15 protein-coding genes are annotated in these 18,970 nt (G+C 62.1%); 2 read left to right on the top strand and 13 right to left on the bottom strand.

Annotation, left to right across the window (positions count from 1 at the left end):
• Window positions 1–104: 104 nt before the first annotated feature.
• Complete coding sequence (locus C2H86_RS16235) at window positions 105–569, bottom strand: multidrug transporter (protein WP_159412946.1); 465 nt, start codon at window positions 567–569, stop codon at window positions 105–107.
• A 222-nt stretch (window positions 570–791) separates the two neighbouring features.
• On the opposite strand from C2H86_RS16235, the gene C2H86_RS16240 reads away from it, so the two are divergent.
• On the top strand, window positions 792–1,544 hold the full coding sequence (locus C2H86_RS16240; RefSeq protein ID WP_159408925.1) for a hypothetical protein: 753 nt from the start codon (window positions 792–794) through the stop codon (window positions 1,542–1,544).
• 194 nt (window positions 1,545–1,738) lie between these two features.
• Window positions 1,739–2,557 (top strand): hypothetical protein, encoded by an 819-nt coding sequence (locus tag C2H86_RS16245; RefSeq protein WP_159408926.1) that lies wholly within the window; start codon window positions 1,739–1,741, stop codon window positions 2,555–2,557.
• A 100-nt stretch (window positions 2,558–2,657) separates the two neighbouring features.
• Here C2H86_RS16245 and C2H86_RS16250 read toward each other — a convergent pair whose 3' ends face one another.
• The 12 genes from C2H86_RS16250 to C2H86_RS16305 all read right to left on the bottom strand — a co-directional run bounded on the left by C2H86_RS16250 (window position 2,658) and on the right by C2H86_RS16305 (window position 18,680).
• Window positions 2,658–4,112 (bottom strand): mannose-1-phosphate guanylyltransferase/mannose-6-phosphate isomerase, encoded by a 1,455-nt coding sequence (locus C2H86_RS16250; RefSeq protein WP_159412947.1) that lies wholly within the window; start codon window positions 4,110–4,112, stop codon window positions 2,658–2,660.
• A gap of 35 nt (window positions 4,113–4,147) precedes the next feature.
• On the bottom strand, window positions 4,148–4,795 hold the full coding sequence (locus C2H86_RS16255; protein ID WP_103449137.1) for an alginate O-acetyltransferase AlgF: 648 nt from the start codon (window positions 4,793–4,795) through the stop codon (window positions 4,148–4,150).
• Window positions 4,796–4,815: 20 nt separating this feature from the next.
• Window positions 4,816–5,973 (bottom strand): alginate O-acetyltransferase, encoded by a 1,158-nt coding sequence (locus tag C2H86_RS16260; protein ID WP_159408927.1) that lies wholly within the window; start codon window positions 5,971–5,973, stop codon window positions 4,816–4,818.
• A 10-nt stretch (window positions 5,974–5,983) separates the two neighbouring features.
• Window positions 5,984–7,441, bottom strand: a complete 1,458-nt coding sequence (locus C2H86_RS16265; protein WP_159408928.1) for an MBOAT family O-acyltransferase — start codon at window positions 7,439–7,441, stop codon at window positions 5,984–5,986.
• Between the two features lie 94 nt (window positions 7,442–7,535).
• Window positions 7,536–8,639, bottom strand: a complete 1,104-nt coding sequence (locus C2H86_RS16270) for a mannuronate-specific alginate lyase (RefSeq protein ID WP_159408929.1) — start codon at window positions 8,637–8,639, stop codon at window positions 7,536–7,538.
• Window positions 8,640–8,646: 7 nt separating this feature from the next.
• Window positions 8,647–10,089 carry an alginate O-acetyltransferase gene (locus C2H86_RS16275; RefSeq protein WP_159408930.1) on the bottom strand — a complete coding sequence of 481 codons (1,443 nt, stop codon included), beginning with the start codon at window positions 10,087–10,089 and terminating at the stop codon, window positions 8,647–8,649.
• Between the two features lie 13 nt (window positions 10,090–10,102).
• Window positions 10,103–11,662 carry a mannuronan 5-epimerase AlgG gene (algG, locus tag C2H86_RS16280; protein WP_159408931.1) on the bottom strand — a complete coding sequence of 520 codons (1,560 nt, stop codon included), beginning with the start codon at window positions 11,660–11,662 and terminating at the stop codon, window positions 10,103–10,105.
• A gap of 16 nt (window positions 11,663–11,678) precedes the next feature.
• Window positions 11,679–13,157, bottom strand: a complete 1,479-nt coding sequence (locus C2H86_RS16285; RefSeq protein WP_159408932.1) for an alginate export family protein — start codon at window positions 13,155–13,157, stop codon at window positions 11,679–11,681.
• The gene (gene algK, locus C2H86_RS16290) at window positions 13,154–14,581 is read right to left on the bottom strand and encodes an alginate biosynthesis TPR repeat lipoprotein AlgK (RefSeq protein WP_159408933.1); all 1,428 of its coding nucleotides are present in this window, start codon (window positions 14,579–14,581) and stop codon (window positions 13,154–13,156) included. The genes C2H86_RS16285 and algK overlap by 4 nt, the downstream gene beginning before the upstream one ends.
• Window positions 14,582–14,593: 12 nt before the next feature.
• Window positions 14,594–15,760 (bottom strand): alginate biosynthesis protein Alg44, encoded by a 1,167-nt coding sequence (locus tag C2H86_RS16295; protein ID WP_159408934.1) that lies wholly within the window; start codon window positions 15,758–15,760, stop codon window positions 14,594–14,596.
• A gap of 37 nt (window positions 15,761–15,797) precedes the next feature.
• The gene (locus C2H86_RS16300) at window positions 15,798–17,279 is read right to left on the bottom strand and encodes a glycosyltransferase family 2 protein (RefSeq protein ID WP_205524551.1); all 1,482 of its coding nucleotides are present in this window, start codon (window positions 17,277–17,279) and stop codon (window positions 15,798–15,800) included.
• 84 nt (window positions 17,280–17,363) lie between these two features.
• A complete protein-coding gene (locus C2H86_RS16305; RefSeq protein WP_159408936.1) occupies window positions 17,364–18,680 on the bottom strand; it encodes a nucleotide sugar dehydrogenase in 1,317 nt (438 codons plus the stop codon).
• Between the last annotated feature and the right edge of the window lie 290 nt (window positions 18,681–18,970).

Consider the following 18,970-nt stretch of genomic DNA (forward strand, 5'->3'; position numbering starts at 1 on the left):
TAACCTGTGCCGGCCCTTTCGCGGGGCAAGCCCGCTCCTACAAGGAAGCGCGATCCTCTGTAGGAGCGGGCTTGCCCCGCGAAGGGGCCGGCACAGGCAATCAATCAATTGGCAAATGTACCTTGCAAGTGCTCAGCACGGAACTCCAGCGTCTGCGGCCGATAACCCGAACGCAACGGCGGCAACGGCAGGCAGTCTTTCCATTCGACTCCAGGCTGCAATTCACCCGGCCCGCGATAACGCGGCGCGTTGTAGGTGTTCTCCGCCAGGTTCACGGTATCGCCCGGCGCATACGCCGCCACCCGCCAGCGCAGTTCGGTCAGCGGCGCCTTGTTGCCATTCTTCATGCGCACCTGCAGGGCGCGGTCGGCGGGGCATTGGTCGGGCGCGTAGCTCAGGCGCAGGTCAAGGCGTGCCAGTTGCGAGGCTTCGCGGCTGTCCTGCCAGAACACCATCAGGGCTACCAGGCCCAGGCCGCAGAAGGCAGCCATGGAAATCGGCAATGCCTTGGCCGGGTAGCGCAATAGCAGCACCAGCCAGGTGAGGATGAGGAAGGCACCGATGATCATGGGCGGATAGGCCTTGGTTGCGTGTGGAACCACCATCGTATCCTGAAATGCCCAGCATTTTTTATCCAGTTCGGATTAGCGTCATGAGCGGGGGCAGTCAATGTTGGGACGGCACGTAATATAAGCGGCACGCTGAGTCCAACCTATCAGGTCTACCAGTTCTCTTAGTGCCAACCCAATTTTATGCTGATGCCTTGTTAAACGGATATAGGCATTGTTGATATGAACTTCGAAAGTACAATCGCATCGGTGAAGTCTAACGCTGAAGGACGCATGGTGGTTTCGATCGCCGCGGTGGATGTCGGCCCGATCCACCAAGGCTATAGCTACCAAGCCGACATTGAAGGTGGTTTTACGCTGACAACCGAGTTTGATGACTACGCACTATCCATGCAATTTGAAATGCAACGTGTTTCTGCGGATGGGAAAAACTATCACATCAGCGAATGCCGGCTCGAGGGCAATGGAATTAATGCGCGGGGCACGGGCTCGGCCGAGGTATTAGATTACGGCTTCAATATCAAGGCTGTTGGTTACCAAGTGACTCTTGAAGATATCAGTGGCAGAAAAGTGATGCTGGCGGGTGATTTTGGCGTGCGAATGGCAGAGGCTCCAGAGGGTGCGCCAGATGACAGGATGCTCATTGTTATCACAGCTGAAGGCGCAGAGCCGGTTAGCAAAAATGCAGACAAGATCGCCATCCAGGGCGAGTTCACGCTGCGTTCGGAAAGTGAAGGTTATGCGTTCTTTCTTCGCTTCACCAGGAAGGCAGCGGGTTACAATTCTGCGCAAGGTGATTTCGATATCACTGAATGCCAGTTGGAGGGTAACGGGATCGTTGCACAAGGTAATAGCGGCTGGAGCACTTTCCAGGATCGCGATTCAATGATTAGAGCGGTCGCTTATGAAGCCAAATTTACTGACGCCATTGGGCGTGAACTGAGTCAAGCTGGCGGTTTCAATTTCAGATTATAACAGCGTGTTTCGTCGCTCCTCCACCCTCCACCAGTGTAGACGTGCGCCCACACACTACCTCGAAGAGTCCCCGCCCAGGTAGCTGCCGGATAGCTATCGCCATGCGTGCTGACCTAGTAAAAATGCTAGTTGTTTAATGATTAGCCTGCACTGATACTTGGGTACTTATGAACACAATTTTAGAGAGGCCGTGCATGGAAAGCAATAAAACACTTTTGCAGCTTAATGCTGAGTTTAACGCTGAGTTTAATGCTAAGTTTAATGCTGGCGGTTTCAATTCTGATGACTTCAACTCTGACGGTAGGGTGAGCGTTGGCATAGGTAAAGAAAAATTTGGCGATATATATGACGGTGCGGCCAGCCAAGCTAAGATCGAAAGTTATTTCACGCTGGCCGCCAGAGTCGATAAGTATAATTTGTTTATTCGCTTTGAAATGCAGAAGGAGGCTGAGGGGGCGAAAAATTATACTATCAGTGAATGCCGACTGGAAAGTGCTGATGGCATTGAGCAATGCACGGGGACGGCGGAAATCGAAGATCAAGGCCACTGGATTACCGGCCATGCTTTTCAGGCAAAACTGACTGACGGCGACGCAACAAAACTGACGCTATCTGGTAAATTCTATAAATATCTGAATACGCCGAAACCAGGTGATCTGCCAGATAGGCTGACCCTTGTGATCGCTAGAGAAAGCGAGGATCCGATTACCTATGATGTCGGGGAAATGGACATTCAGGGCGGATTCAAGCTAAGCACACAGGCCGATGATTATAAGTTCTATATGAGGGGCGTCCGGTATAAGGCCGGCGATGGTGCAGGGGGTAATTATAGAATTGCTGAGTTCTGGTCGAAGGGGAAAGATATCGAAGCTGTGGGTGAAACAGGGTTCACGAATATTTTCTCTTACGTTAAGTCAAGGGCTCTCTGTGTATCCATAGAGGCGGTTCCCATTAATGGCGTCGGCGGGCCTTTCATGTTTAACGGATCTTTTGATCTTACTCGTAACCGTTGAAGACTAAAAATTTGTTAGCTGATTCGTCCAAGGGTGAAGGCTGTGACAAACGCGCTGCAGTAAAAACTGCAGCGCGTTTGTCCATTCATCAAACCGCGCTTTACTGCGCGATGGTCTTCACCGACACACCCCGATCGAGCGGCGTGGACGTGCGCCCATACACATCCTCGAAGCGCTCGATATCATCCTCCCCCAGGTAGCTGCCAGATTGCACTTCAATGATCTCCAGCGGGATCTTTCCCGGGTTGCGCAGGCGGTGCACCGAGGCGATCGGGATGTAAGTCGACTGGTTTTCGGTGAGCAGGAACACGTTCTCGTCACAGGTCACCTCGGCGGTGCCGGACACCACGATCCAGTGCTCGGCACGGTGGTGGTGCATCTGCAGCGACAGGCTGGCGCCCGGCTTGACGGTAATGTGCTTGACCTGGAAGCGGCCGCCCATGTCCACCGAGTCGTACGAGCCCCACGGGCGATACACTTCCAGGTGGTTCTGGGTTTCGCTGCGGCCCTGCTCGTCGAGGGTCTTGACCATCTGCTTGACGCCCTGGACCTTGTCCTTGTGGGCAATCATCATCGCGTCCTTGGTCTCGACCACGACGATGTTCTCCAGGCCGATCACCGACACCAGCTTGCCGTTGCCGTGGATCATGCAGTTGCGGCTGTCCTGCACCACCACGTCGCCCTTGGTGACGTTGCCGTCGGCGTCCTTGTCGTGCACTTCCCAGAGCGACGACCAGCAGCCCACATCGCTCCAGCCGGCCGACATCGGCACCACACAGGCGCGCTGGGTCTTCTCCATCACCGCGTAGTCGATGGAGTTGTCCGGGCAGCAGGCAAAGGTGGCTTCGTCGATGCTCAATGCATCGCCATCTTCCTGGCTGCGCTCCAGGGCCAGCAGGCAGGTATCGTAGATGTCCGAGTCGTGCTTTTTCAGTTCTTCGAGGAAGCGGCTGGCGCGGAACAGGAACATGCCGCTGTTCCAGAAGTAACCACCGGCGGCGACGAACTCGGCGGCGCGTTTTTCGTCGGGCTTCTCGACGAACTGGGCGACCCGGGCCACGCCCTCGGGCAGCAGTGAGTCCTGGCTGGAACGGATGTAGCCGTAGCCGGTTTCCGGTTTGGTCGCTGGCACGCCGAACAACACCATCTCGCCACGCTCGGCGACCACGGTGGCCAGGGCCAGGGCACGTTGCAGGGCCTTCTGGTCGTCGATCACGTGGTCGGCGGGCAGCACCAGCATCAAGTCGTCACGGCCTTCGTTGACCAGTTTCATGGCCGTCATCGCCACGGCCGGCGCGGTGTTGCGGCCGAACGGCTCCATCAGGATGCCCTGGGTTTCCAGTTTCAGGGCCGCGAGCTGCTCCTGGACGATGAACTTGTGGTCCTTGTTGCAGACCACGATCGGGCTGTCCATGCCCTCGAAGCGCAAGCGCTCGATAGTCTGCTGGAACAGGGTGTGTTCACCGGTCAGCGCCAGGAACTGCTTGGGGAACTGCTTGCGCGACAGAGGCCACAGACGGGAACCGCTACCACCAGAAAGAATTACCGGGATCATCATGTTTCTCCAATAGTCGTTATGAGGCAGGGGGATCAGTTGCTAGCCACGGGGCGAGTTACCCACACCGGCGACAAGTTGCTGCCGGAACCCGTTACGTACAGCACGGCCGCTTCGCCACGCTCCAGGGCGACCGGTTTCAGGTCGCTGACTTTCTTGTTGCCTTCGAACAGGGCCAGGTTGACCTTGACCGGATTGATTTCGCGTTCGCCACGGCCCTTGGTGGCCACCGATGGCACCACTTCGGTCTTGCCGTCGGCGGTCTTCAGGGTCACTGCCTGGTCGCTGAGGTTCTGCACGCGCACCAGGGCTTTCTGCTTGTTCTTGAACGGTGGTTCTTCGATCAGCTGCGGGCTGCCGCTGGTGCTGTTGACCAGGGTGTAGTACTTGTCCGCGGCCAGCTTCACCGGGACGCTCTTGCCGCCGACCTGGGCGGTGTAGTCACCGCCCGGCAGGAAGCTGAAGTCGCTGCTGGCCTGGGCGCCAACCTGCTTGATCTGGGTGTTGCCGACGCTGGCCGCAGCCGGGGCACTGGCGGCGTTGTACAGGCGCACGAAGGTCGAGCCTTTCGGTGCGCTCGGGCCGTACAGCGCGGCGTCGGCACCGGCAAAGGCCTGCATGGAAGCAAGGGAAAGGCCGGCCGCGAGGGTGAGGGCTTTGGCAATGGAAGTCTTGGTAGTCATGTGCATTTCCTCTCTATCGATCAGTGATTCGTCCGGGTGGACGACAAGGCCAGGTTTTCTTCGGATTTACGGGAGTTCTTCAGTTGCGCGATCCACTGCGGGTCGAAGCTGCTGAGGTCGTTGGTCATGGGCAGATAACGTTCGGGGAATTCCCACACCACAACTTGTGGCGCGGCGTTCTTGAAGGCATCGCTTTGCAGGAACTTGAGCATCGGCAGCAGCGGGCCGTGGCCGTCTTCGGCGTAGTTGGCGACGTCGCTGTGCAGCGCCTGTTGCAGCGCGCCGAGGAAGTTCCAGTGCGGGTTGGCGCTATAGCTGGTGCCCACCAGGGCGACCGGGATCTGGGCGTCGGCGAACAGGGCGTCGCCGCCTTCTCCTTCGGGCGTTACAGGGCGAGTGCTGCGCTGTTGCAGGTTGTCCGGGGTCGGCAGCAGGTTGCTGAACAGCGGGTCCAGGGGCAGGAAGTTGGTCAGGTCACCCTTGTACGGGGCGGTGTTGCCGGCTTCGGTGATGAAGGTCTGCGGGTCGCCGTTGAGCAGGCTCTGGCGGCTGACCGCTTCGGCCAGCGCCTGTGCCGCCACTTCGGCGCCCATCGGCGTCCAGTGGGTGTCAGTGCGCAGGAATACCTGGCCACGGGCCTTGGCCTGTTCCAGTGCTGCCATCAGGTCGGGGGCGAACACGTTGGCCTGGCGCGCCTGGGCATGGAATTGGTTGTACAGGTCGTCATGCAGGCTGGCCGGTTGCTCCTTGCCGATGTACTCGGAGTACACCCGCGCCTTGGCCGGGATGATCGCCAGCACCAACTGGCTGCCGTGCTTCTGCAAGGTGTCGCGCACGCCACGGATCAGTGCCAGGTTGTCCTGCATCAGCTGTTCGGCGCCAGCGGTGGGCTTGAACTCTTCGTCGCTGAACAGCCATTGGTCGCGGCCCAGCACCACGCCCGGGCGGCCTTCGTTGAACAGCTTGAAGTCCAGTGCGGCCCAGAGGTTGGTGCCCAGGCGCTTGATCGGGAACTGGTCGTCGTAGTGGGTCTCGGCGGCCTTGGCCAGCTTGCCGTTGAGCAGGGTCATCTGCTCGGTACGGTGGAAGCTCTCGAAGCCACCGGTGGACCAGGCGCCCATGCCCACCAGCAGGCCGAGGAACGACAGGGAATAGGTGACGCGTAATGTCCGGGTCATGTCATCCACCTCAGAACTGGAAGTACAGGAACGGCGAGTAGCTCTGCGCCGAAAGCTTGAGAATCGAGGCCACGAACAGCAGCAGGATCAGGGCGCGGGTCATCAGCCGCGTCCAGTCCAGGCCGATCGAGCCGTCGGCGTTGACTTGCACTGGGGTGGCCTTGGGCGTCGGCTTGGCATTGCGGAAGAAATCGCGAAGGCCGAAGAACGCCAGGGTGAGGTAGGCGATCACCAGGGTCGCCACCTGCAGGCCGGTGAGCTGGGCGCGGTTGAGTTCCGACAGCTGCCACTCGCCGAAGCTGAACATGGCGCCGTACATGCGGGCGGCGACGTGCAGGTTTTCGGCTCGGAAGATCACCCAGCCGACCACTACCAGCAGGAAGGTGAAGGCCCACTTGACCGGGTTGAAGCGCTGCGGGTTGGTGTCGATGCCCAGCGCCCGCTCGATCGCCAGCCACATGCCGTGCCAGGCGCCCCAGATGATGTAGGTGAAGTTGGCACCGTGCCACAGGCCGCCCAGCAGCATGGTCAGGAACAGGTTGCGGTAGGTGTTGAAGGTGCCTTTGCGGTTGCCGCCCAGGGTGATGTACAGGTAGTCACGCAGCCAGGTCGACAGGCTGATGTGCCAGCGCCGCCAGAACTCGGTGATCGACTGGCTGATGTACGGCTGCTTGAAGTTCTCCATGAAGCGGAAGCCCATCATCAAGCCCAGGCCGATGGCCATGTCGCTGTAGCCGCTGAAGTCGAAGTACAGCTGCGCGGTGTAGGCCAGGGCACCGAGCCAGGCGTCGCCGGTGGTCGGGTTCTGCAGGGCGAAGCAATGGTCGGCGACCACCGCCAGGGTGTCGGCGATGAACACTTTCTTGATGAAGCCCTGCATGAAGCGGGTGCAGCCTTCGGAGAACTTGTCCAGGGTGTGGGTGCGGTTGTTGAACTGGTCGACCAGGTCCTTGAAGCGCAGCACGGGGCCGGCGATCAGGTGCGGGAAGATCGCCACGAACGCCGCGAAGTCGATGAGGTTGCGGGTGGCCGGGGTGTCGCCGCGGTACACGTCGATGATGTAGCTGATCGACTCGAAGATGTAGAACGAGATACCGATCGGCAGCAGTACGTGAGTGAGGATGAACGGCTCCAGGCCGAACGAGGTGATGATCGCGTTGAGGCTGTCGACGCCGAAGTTGGCGTACTTGAAGTAGCCGAGGATCGCCAGGTCCACGCCCACGCCGAGCAGCAGCCAGCGCTGGGCCGGTTTGGTGCGCACGCCGGCGGCGCCGACTTTCAGGCCGATCCAGTAGTTCCACAGGGTCACGCCAGCGAACAGGGCGAGGAAGTCGACCCGCCACCAGGCGTAGAAGATGTAGCTGGCGACCAGCAGCAGCAGGTTGCGATAGCGTTGCCCGCTCAAGTAGTACAGGCCGAGGAAGACCGGCAAGAACAGGAACAGGAACACGTTGGACGAGAAGACCATCCCGGTTCTCCTAATTGTTCACAGCATCCGGGGCAAAGCGCCCCCCAAACCCCCCACGCAAAAGGTGGGGGGACCTAGCCCCCGTCGGGGCGCGTTATTTCTTCGATTCCGCGCTCGGGTCGTAGACCCGGGTCATGTCGCCGCCGAGCCTGAAACTGTTGAACGGCTGCATGTGCTGCTTGCGCTGCAGGGTGTCGCCAACGCAGTGATAGAGCGCACACCAGGGTTCGAGCCAGGAGTACTTGCTGTCGACCTTGAGGTCGGTCAGGTCCTGCTTCTCACCCGCGCGCTCCTTGAAGTGGCTTGGGTCGCGGGCACCGGCCAGCACGCCTTCGCCCAGACGTTGCAGAGCGAAGTTGTTCTCGGCGCGCAGGTCCACGCCATTGACCTGGGCGAAGCTGGCGATCATCGCCAGCGGCGGCAAGGCGTAGTTGTGATAAGCCAGGGCGCGCTGCTTGCGCTTGATCTCGTTGGGCAAAAAGCCCTGATCGTCCACCTGGTTGGCGCCGATCTTGTATTCCTTCACGGCCCAGTCGAACAAGTCGCGGCGGTCGGTGGCCACGGCGGTGGCCATCACCGACCAGGCCGCCCAGTAGCTGTGGTTGTTGATCTTCGCCAGCGGCAGGTCGCTCCAGTCGCGCACGGTCTGCTCGGCGAGGCGGGCGAACCACTTCTCGATCAGCTCTGCCTCGGCCTGGTGCGCAGCCAGCGGTTGCGAGTTGGAGAACTTCAGGCGCAGCCACGAGCCGCTCATGCTGCCCAGCGCCCATTTGCGCATGGACTTGCCGGTGTGGTTGTAGTCGGTGGACAGCAGCGCACCCGCACGTGCCCAGCTACCGAGCCAGGCCAGGGTGCAGTCGAGCTGCGCCGGGCGGCCGTCACGCATGTACTGGCCGACCATCTTGCTCACGCCCTTCTCGAGGGTGGTGATGTCTTCGGTGGACTTGCGGAAGGCTTTTTCCGAGGCGACGTTGAGCGTCGCCCGGGCCTTGTCCGAGCCTTCATACTTGCTGCGGAACTGCAACGCCCCGGTGTACGGCTTGGGTGCCGGCTCGCAGCGGAAGTTGCCGTCGCTGGTCTTGAGTTTCTCGATGCCCTCGTAGTAACCCTGCGGGGGCACCAGCGCGGCATGCGCGGCGCCGCCGAACATGGCGAGGGTGAGCAGGGCGGGGCTGAAGATTCGCTTGAGCATGGTCATGATCGCCTCACTGGCCGGCCTGCGCGGTCTGCGCGGGCACGGCGAAGTTGTTGCGTTTGCAGAGCTTGGCTTCGACTTTCTGAGTGCCTTTTTCCGGGCCCTGGATTTCAAAAGCCAGCAGGCTCTGGCTGGCCCAGTCCTCGTCTTCACGCATCTGGAAGACGAAGCGGCCGTCGGTGTCGGAGGTTTCCGGTTTTTCCAGCTTGATGTCTTCGTGGCGGCCATTGAGGTACCACAGGGTTGCCTGCAGAACCTTGACTGACGGGTCCTCGAACTTGACGTCCATCTGCATGTTGCGGTTGATCAGGTCCTTGATCACACCGCCCTTGCCATTGACCATCAGCTCGTTCTTGCCGGGTTTGAGCGTGGTGCTGGCGCTCATCAGCGCCGGGCGATCGTCGCAGCCGTCGTCGAGCAGGCCGAGGATCTGCCGCCAGATGGTTTCCTGGTCCAGGCGGTACAGCGGCGAGAATTCCCAGATGAGGATTTTCGGTGGGTTCTTCTGGAATTCCTCGCTGCCCAGGTACTGGATCATCGAGCCTTCCAGGCCGCCACCGGGGAAGGCAACGTTGAGCACATCGGCGCCGATGTACTGCTCGAGGAAGCCGCTGAAGTTGTAGTTCTTGCCACTGTGGCTGGTGCCGACCAGGGTGATCTGGGCGTTGCCGCCGTCACCGAACAGGTCGTCGCCGCCACCGGTCGAGCCTTTTGGCTCGGTGGCGAACTGGTCCATGTACTGCACCGCGTAGCTGGTGCCGCAGAGCTGGCCGGCGACGTTGTGCAGGGTGCCGGTCTTGCCCATGCGCCCGGACTTGTGGGTTTCGAATTCCTTGCGCGGGATGCCTTCGAAGGCCGGCATCTTGTGCACGGTGTCGGCCACGATTTTCGCTGCTCGCTCGGCGCCGTACGGCGTCCAGTGCTGGTCACCGCGGAAGTAGAAATCCTTGCCCTGGTCGGCGGCGGCCAGCTGCTCGTTGGTCAGCGGCGACAGGTCCGGCACGTTGTAGCCCATGCTGGCGAAGCGCTTGAGCATGGCCTGGTAGTTGCCCAGCGCCTTCTGGTAGTCGAAGGCGGCTTTCTCTTCGGGCTTGAGCATGTTGCGGTTCACCAGGCCACGGGTCGGCTGGTAGACCACGACCAGTTCCACACCGCGCTTCTTGAACGCGTCGTGCACCTGCTGCAGGCGCTTGTAGCCGGCTGGGGTAGTGTTGAACTCGGTGCGCAGGTCTTCGCGGGTGCGGAACAGCCAATCGCCCTGGGCCTGCACCAGCGTGGTGAAGTTCTGCTGGTAGCGGGTGGTGTAACGGCTGGCGTCGTGCGCCTCGGGGCACAGCTGGCAGCAAGGCTCGGCGGTGAAGGTCGGGGCCTTCACCTCATCGGCGCGCACGCCCTGGCTGATGGCCAGGAGGGCGGCGGACAGGCCCAGCAGTTTCATCAGGTGTGGAGTCATGGTCTGGGCTTCCTTAATCGATCATTTCGGTCTGGCGTTCGACCGGGTCGATCAGCACGGCCTTCTGCTGGCGCACCAGCAGGTCGAGAATTTCGTCCTGGCGCTCGCCGAGGATGCCGTTGAGGCTGATGCCGCTGGCTTTGCGCGGGGCGAGCATGGACACCTTGTACAGCTCGACCGACAGCGGCGAGTCGATCGACAGCGGGCCGGAACCGTTGGCTGCCAGCTCGCCGCCGACCACGATCAGCGACACCTTGGTATCGAACGGGTCGAGGGCGATATCGCGGTCGGTGTCGGACAGGTCCTTGATGTGCCCGTACACACCGACCAGGCCGTTGGCCATGGCGATGTTCTCGTACAGGCGGATGTTCACGCTGTTGCGCACGCGGATGCCGTGGCGACGGTTGTTGATCAGCTTGTTGCCCCAGATCAGGTTGTCGCCGCTCTCGTACAGGGTGATGCCGTCGGTGTGGTTGCGGTAGATCTCGTTGTAGGCCACCAGGTTGTTGACGCTGTTACGGTCGATCACCACGCCCGAGAGCTTGTTGTCGTAGCTCTTGTTGTTGATGATCCAGCTGTCGTTGACCTCACGCGACACGATGATGCCGTGCTTCTTCTTGGTCCCGTACACGGTGTTGCCGGCGATGATCAGGCGGTGCGAACGGTCGTGCGGGTCGATTCCGTAGACGATGTTGTCGTGGTAGGTGTTGTCCTTGACCACGAAGTCGGAGGTCTCGTAGCAGTAGAAGCCGTACCACATGTCGCTGAAGGTCGAGCCGATGATCCAGCCGGTCGGTTCCGGGCGGCCCATGCGCTGGGACATGTTCGGTGTGTACTGCGAAATGCTCACGCCGTACGACTTGGACTTGGCATAGCCGAAGCTGGCCATCTTCGTGTTGACGATGTAGGTCTCGGTACCGCCCCACGACAGCAGGAACGGGCGGAATTCCTTGGGCGAGCGGAAGGTCGCCGGGCCGTTGTCCTTCTCGCGCCAGCCGGTCACCTGAGTGTCGGTGACGAACAGCTTGCCGTCGTTGACCAGGAACGCGCCGCCTTCCTGGGACAGGCGCAGCTGCTTGACCTTGCCATCGATCTCGAGAATGCCCTTCTGCCCGACCACGATCGGCAGGCGCGCCAGATACACGCCCGGCTCGACTTCGCTGAGGTACTGCTTGGGCACCTTCTTGCTCAGCTCGACCAGGTCGACATGGCCGTCGTCGATGAAGATCGCCTGGGGAATGCCATGCTGGCGCTGCACCCACTCGGCGGCCTTGTTGTCGCCGCCGACGAACTCCTTGAGGGTGTCCTCCTGGAACATGCGGCGCACGCTGACCCTGCCCTTGTGGCGGCGGTCGATCTTCTTCTGCACCGCTGCGGCGGTGTAGCCGGTCAGGTCGGGCAGCTTCGGCGGGTCCATCTGCAGCGGCTCGATCGGTGCGCTGGCCACGGTGTAGGTCTTGGCCTGCTGCAGCTCTTTGGCGATCACCTGGGGTTCTGCGGCGGTGGCCAAGCCGCTGGCCAGCAGCAAAGCGCTGGCCAGGAGGCTGTGACGGATGTGCGGGTGAAGGTTCATCAGGGGTCTCCCGGCCTCAGAAGCGCCAGATCACGTCGACGAAGGCGCGGTGCATGTACGAGTCCGCTTCCTTGCCGTAGGCATCGCCCGGCTTGAACACACCGGCGCGCAGGCGCACCAGGGCGGAAGGCTCGTCGATCGCCTGGCTCATCGAGGCCGGCAGCAGGCCTTGCTTGAAGTACTTGGTGACGACCACGTCCATTTCCTGGCCGAGGTCTTTTTCGCCGTCGACCAGCTGGCGGTTCACGCCGTTGTCATCGACCACCGCATTGATGCCGCTGGAACCGATATTCTGGTTGCCGTCGACACGCCAGAACTTGTGGTAGATGAGGCTGGCGTCATAGTCGTCGCGCAGTTGCCAGGAGGCGAACAGGGTGGCCGCCTGCAGGTTGCCCAGCTCGCCGCGGAAGGCTTCGCCGAAGCGGTGTACGCGCGATCGGGTGCCGGTGAAGTTGGAGCGGTTGCTCTCAAGGCCGGTCTGCTCGAAGTTGTTCGAACCGTCGTCGCCACCGCCGCCGCTGCCGCGGGCATAGGCCGCACCGACCTGCCATTGCGGGTCCAGGCGCAGGCGGATGCCGAGGTCAGTGGCCCAGGCATTGACGTCGCCGCTCTGCTTGCCGGTGGCGACCTGATCGTCACCGACCAGCTGGGTGCTGAGCTTGTCGCGGTCACCGGTCAGCCAGGTGACGCTGCCCCAGTAGTTGACGGTGTGGTCGTTGCGCCAGTTGTAGGCGTCGCTGTTGGCTTCCAGGCCCAGCCAGGTGAGGTCGCCGGTGCGGGTCTTGTCCAGCGCATCGACGGTCTCGCCCGGGTTCTTCAGGCTACCGCTGTCATGGGTGTGATGGGCGCGTACACCCACCCAGTGGCCAGGGGTCCACTGCGTGGCCACGTTGCCGTAGATGTGGGTGCGGTCCTTGTCTTCAGGGGCCAGCTCGGTGAGGTCGGTGCGGTACTCGCTGAAGCGCTGGGCCACGCCCAGGTCGGCCTTGAGCAGGGTGGTGTCGAAGGTCCAGTTCAGCGCTTCGATGTTGGTGTCGCGCCACATGCCGTCGTCGCTGCGCAGGCGCTGGCGGCCGAGGCGCAGTTGCTCGCCCGGGTAGGCGGTGAGGCCGCTGTAGCCAACCCAGAACTCGCGCATGGCCAGGTAGCTCTTGTCCGGCTTGCGGCTGTCGTCGCCAGTGTCGGTGGTGGTGCCGTCGTCGTTCTGGCGCAGGGTATCGGTTTCGATGGTGTCGGTGGCCGCAACCGCCTGGCCCATGGCGTAGGCGCTCCAGTTGCCGCGTTCGCCGTAGACCCACGGGCGCAGGTCGAGGCCCAGGCCGTTGACGTCGCCGCCGGAGCGGGTGCCGAGGTCACGGTCGTCTTCCGATTGGCCGGTAATCTTCACATCCAGGCCGAAGTTCTTCTGGGCGGTCATGTCCGCCAGGGTCGGGCAGGACCACAGCAGTGCGAAGCTCAGGCCGATACCGGCTTTCACGAAGGGATTGAGCGTCATAGCGAGTCCTCACCGTCTACTTCTTTTTCATCGTCTTGCAGGGCTTCCAGGGCCAGGGTGCTGTTGGCGCCCTGAACCATGCTGCCGCGGGCCTGCTTTTCCTGCGCCAGCAGGCTCTGCGCCTGGCTGCGTTGGTCAGGCGTAAGTTGCTGGTCGAGCTGTTGCAGCATTTCGCTGGACTGTGGCGTCGGGTTGGCCTGGGACAGTTGGGCGAACACCCAGGCGTTGCCCGGTTGCGGTCGAATGCCATGGCCTTCGCTGAACAGCTGGGCGAGGGCGTAGTCGGCGCTGTTCTGGCCACCACGGGCCGCAGCGAGCAGGTGGTCGACGGCTTTTTGCGGCTCGACCTTGCCCAGGTAGCCGCGGCGGTACAGCTGGCCGAGGTAGTAATGGGCGCTGATTTCGCCGGCATCGGCGGCGGCCTGCAGGTGTTGCTCGGCCTTGACCGCATCGGCGGGCAAGGTCTTGCCTTCGTAGTACAGGCGGCCCAGCAGTAGCTCGGCGCGTGGCTGTTCGGCTTCGCGGCCCTTGTCGATGTAGGCCATCAACTGGTCGGTGTCGCCCAGCTCGGGGAAGTCGTACAGCAGCTGCGCCAGGCTGACCCAGGACGCCGGGTTGGCCGGGGCGACCTGCTCGAGCAGGTCTTTGGCGGTTTTCTCGTCGGTCTGGCCGAGGCTGCGGTCAGCCAGTACGCGGGCGACGCTGTCGACCCGGGTTGCAGGCACCGCGCCACGGGCATAGGCGGATTTCAGCTGGCCGAGCAGGGCGGCCTGTTGATCGGCCTGGCCGCGCTTCTGGTACACGGTGGCCAGCTCGACGTAGCAGATGTCGGTGGAGTTAAGGGCGGCCTTGCAGATTTTCTCGACGTCACCCAGGTGCTGGTCGTAGGTGCCCTGGGTGCGGTACAGCAGCACCTGGGCCAGGCCCGCTTCCGGGTTGCCGGCGGCGCGCCACTGGTCGATCTGCTGCTGGGCGTTGACCTTGGGGAAGCTTTGCGGGTATGTCAGGTAGAGCATCGCCAGCGGGATCAGGGTATTGCCTTCACCTTGCTGGGCGGCGAGCTTGAGCAGGGTTTCGGCTTCTTCACGCTCGGCCTGAGTGCTGTCGGGCTTGGCCACCAGCAAGCGGCCGAGGCGTGCCTGGGCACGGGGCGAGGTGGCGGCGGCAGCGCGGTAGGTGGCTTCGGCTTCGCGGATTTTCGCCGGGTCACGGGTGGACACCTTGATGTCGGCCAGGCCCACTTGCGCGTCGCTGTAACCCAGATCGGCCAGGGCCTTGTAGTTGCGCTCGGCCAGCGCGGTGTCGCCGCGCTTGAGGGCTTCGTTGGCCAGGCGCTGGTCGGGCAGGCCCGCACAGCCGGCCAGGGCGACCGCCGCAGCCAGGGCACAGAGGCCCAGGCTTGCGCTTTTCTTATGGGTAATCATCACGGGATCCTCTTACAGACCACGGGCCACGGCTTTGTCGATCAGCCAGTTCAGCGAAGGGCCACGGTCGCTGTTGACCGCGGCCGGGCGGCCGGCGAGTTCGGCCGGCATGGCGCTGTCGGGCTTGATCTGCACGCGGATGTCGGAGGCCAGGTCCTCGCTGTTGAGGCTGGCGCTGCTGACGATCTGGCCGGTGCGCACGTCGTCTTCGCCGGCCACCTGGAAGTTGACCCGGGTGCCTGGCTTGACCTCGTCGAACTGGCGGTAGCTGAAGCGTGCCTCGACCATCGGGGTGGTGGTGCGCGGCACCAGCTGGAAGATCGGCTGGCCCTTGGCGGCGTACTGGCCGTCGTCCACCAGCTGGCGGGCGACCACGCAATCGCAAGGGCTGGTGAGGGTGCCGGAGAGCTGCTTGCCGAACAGCTCCTCGATCTTCGCCGGTTCCAGCTGCGAGTCGTCCAGGTTGCCCTTGAGCATGTCCAGCATGCTGGTGGTGAAGCTGGCCAGCGGCGCGCCTTTGACGATCTGCCCACCGGTTTCGGCCAGGCTGTTGACGGTACCGTCGCGCGGCATGGTGACGGTGGTGGTCGGCACGGCAACCACGCCGGCTTCGGCATGGCTGACGAAGTACATGCCGTACAGCGACTTGGCGACGAAGCCGAACGCGGCCACGCCGACCACGAACACGCCAAGGGTCACGGTCACCGCCTTGAGGCGGCCGAAGGCGGACAGGCCGGAACCGCCGTCCTTCTGTTTGCGGGCCTTGGTGAAGTTGTCCCGTTGCAGGGTGCTGAGCACGTCGCCGACGGTGATCAGCTCACCCGACAGGTGGGTGGTGATGATGTGGCGCAGGGTGGCGATGTCGCGCGGTTCGAGGTTCTGGAACTGCGCACCGGTACGGCCGCTGCCGCTGTTGTAGCCGCGCACCTGGAACTCGATGTCCATCGACAGGCCGAGGTTGTCGACCGTGAACTGCAGGCGACCGCGCAGCACTTCACCGACCGACAGTGGCTGTTTGGTGTGGAAGCTCAGGCCACCGGCGGAGAGGTCGTCGACCTTCACATCGTGGGCCTGGCGCTCTTTGTCGAGGAAGCGCAGCTTGGCTGGGATGCGCACCCGTGCGTGTTGGCGCTGGGCTTCGGACTCATGCACGACGTTGACGTTCACGGCGGTATTCATCTGGGTTTGTTCCTGTTAGTTCCGATCCGGGTTGGGCTCACACGACCATGAACAGCACAGCGACGAAGATGCTGGCAGCCGAGAAGGTCATGGTCCGCGAGGACCAGGTGTTGAACCATTGTTGAAAACTGGCGAGGTCACGCTTGAGGGCAGTCGGTTGGCGGGTCCAGGACTGCTTGTCGAGGCGGAAGAACACGTAGATCTTCATCAGCGCGCCGACGATCTGGTTGTAATAGAGAATCAGCGGGTAGGCCGGGCCTACGTTGTGGCCGGAGCACAGCAGCATGATGGTGAGGATCAGGCGGGTGATGCCGATCCACAGCAGGTACACCAGCAGGAACGCCATGCCGAACTTGAGGCTGGCGATCACCGCCACGGTCAGGCCGAGCAGGCTGGTCCACATCGACACGCGCTGGTCGAACAGCACGATGCTGGTGAACAGGCCCAGGCGGCGCAGGCCAAGGCCCAGGGCACGGGAGTTCTGCCGCAGGTTGTTGCCGTACCAGCGGTACATCAGCTTGCGGCTGGCCTTGAGGAAGCTCTTCTCTGGCGGGTGCTCGACCGTGTTGATCGCGGCATCCGGCACGTAGAAGGTGTCGTACCCCAGGCGCATCAGGCTGAACCAGCTGGACTTGTCGTCACCGGTGAGGAACTTGAAGCGGCCCAGGCGCCAGTGCATCAGTGAGTCGCTTTCGACGTCGGCGATGAACTCGGGGTTGGTCACCACGCTGGCGCGGAACATCGACATGCGCCCGGTCATGGTCAGCACGCGCTTGGACAGGGCCATGGAGCACATGTTGATGTGGCGCTGGGCGAAGCGCAGCTTGTGCCACTCGCTCATGATGTAGCCGCCGCGCACTTCGCAGAATTCGTTGGTGGTCAGGCCGCCGACATTGGGGAACAGCTTGAACCACGGCACGGTCTTGCGCACCACGCCTTCGCCGAGCACGGTGTCACCGTCGATTACCGCGACCACGGCGTTCTCGTCCGGCAGCATCCGCGAGATGGCGCGGAAGCCATAGGCAAGGCCGTCGCGCTTGCCGGTACCGGCGATGCGCACGATGTCCAGTGTGACGTGGGCGGGCGGGTTGTAGCGGGCCCACAGGCTCTTCACCAGCAGTTCATCGGACATTTCCACCAGCGAGCAGACCACGGTGGTGGGGTAGCCGCATTCGATCGCCTCGCGGATTACCGAGCTGTACACCTGGGCGGTGGTCAGCGCTTCGATGCGGAAGCTGGTGACCATCAGGTACACGTGCGACGGCGCGGCGGCATCGCCCATCTTCTGAACTTTGCGGCGCAGGTACGGGTAGACGCCGTAGAGGAAGATCATGCCGCGGATGAAATGGGTGGCGCCCATGGAGTAGCGCCAGATGCCGACTGCGCCGACCAGGAAGATGAAGTGCTTCGACTGCGAGTCGAAGATATCGGCTGGCAGGGCCAGGGCGATCAACATGAGCAGGCTCATGTAGAGCAGCCACCCGGCGCACTGCAACAGCACAGTCTGGAGCCTTTGCATGTTCAGCATCCGTCGAGAATTCGGGAAAGGGTGGGCAGCGCAGGTGCCGCTCTTGCAAGAGCACCCCGCTGCCCGGCCGAGCACTTACCAGCAGATGCCTTCGGTACGGCTGGTGGTGCAGGTCGGCTTGCCCATGAAGCCGACCAGGTCGATCACCTGCTTGCCGGCCGGCGCTTGCTCGGCAAGGGCGCGGAACTGCTCGTCACGGTTGCCCAGGACGATGATGTCGGCGTTGGCGATGACCTTCTCGAAGTCGGCGTTGAGCAGCGACGAGACGTGCGGGATCTTCGACTCGATGTATTCCTTGTTCGCCCCATGGACGCGGGCGTACTCGACGTTCTCGTCGTAGATATCCAGCTGGTAGCCCTTGCCGATCAGGCGCTCGGCCAGTTCCACCAGTGGGCTCTCACGCAGGTCATCGGTGCCGGCCTTGAAGCTCAGGCCGAGCAGGGCGATCCTGCGCTTGTCGTGGGCTTCGATCAGTTCGAAAGCGTTCTGCACCTGGGATTCGTTGCTGCGCATCAGCGAGTCGAGCAGCGGTGCACGCACATCCAGGGAGGCGGCGCGGTAGGTGAGGGCGCGTACGTCCTTGGGCAGGCACGAGCCGCCGAAGGCGAAGCCAGGGCGCATGTAGTACTGCGACAGGTTCAGCACCTTGTCCTGGCAGACCACGTCCATCACGTCACGGCCATCGACGCCCACGGCTTTGGCGATGTTGCCGATTTCGTTGGCGAAGGTGACCTTGGTGGCATGCCACACGTTGCAGGTGTACTTGATCATCTCGGCCACTTCGATCGGCTTGCGGATGACCGGTGCGTCGAGTTCTTCGTACAGGGCTTGCAGCACGTCGCCGCTGGCGCTGTCCAGTTCACCGATGACGGTCATCGGTGGGTGGTCGTAGTCTTTGATCGCGGTACTTTCACGCAGGAATTCCGGGTTGACGGCAACGCCGAAGTCGACGCCGGCCTTCTTGCCCGAACAATCCTCGAGAATCGGGATCACCACGTTCTTCACGGTGCCCGGCAGCACGGTGCTGCGCACCACGATGGTGTGGCGGCGCTCGGTGTCACGCAGGACGTAGCCGATTTCGCGGCACACCGACTCGATGTATTCCAGGCCCAGGTCGCCGTTCTTCTTGCTTGGGGTACCGACGCAGATCATCGACACGTCGCTGGCGCGGATGGCCTCGGCGAAGTCGGTGGTGCCACGCAGGCGGCCGTTGGCGATGCCTTGTTGCAGCAGTTCTTCCAGGCCAGGCTCGACGATGGGCGACTTGCCCTGATTGATCAGGTCGATCTTGGTCTTGGACACGTCCACACCAATCACGTCATGGCCTCGTGCCGTCAGGCAGCCTGCACAGACCGCACCCACATAACCCAAACCAAAGATGCTGATACGCATCGCTATCACCTCATGTGTTTATCACGCCAGCTCTTCCGGGAAGAGCCGGACTGGGTTGATTAACAACAGTTTTCGGGCGCACGGATCCATGGCGAAAGCTCACTTCGCCGAGCGCAGGCATGAATAAATCCGTCGCGCACAAAGTTGTGCACTAAAAGTTGGCAGTCATAAAGCCAGTATTTAAAAGGCGTGCCCTGTAATGCAGCCGTCTTTATTGCAAAGCGCTACTGAGTGCTTTGCTGTGCTTGTTCTTTCAAGTGGAAAAATCCTTTGAAATCAACCACTAGGAC

This window comes from Pseudomonas putida, from assembly GCF_009883635.2.
In the GTDB taxonomy this organism is placed as follows: Bacteria; Pseudomonadota; Gammaproteobacteria; order Pseudomonadales; family Pseudomonadaceae; genus Aquipseudomonas; species Aquipseudomonas putida_W.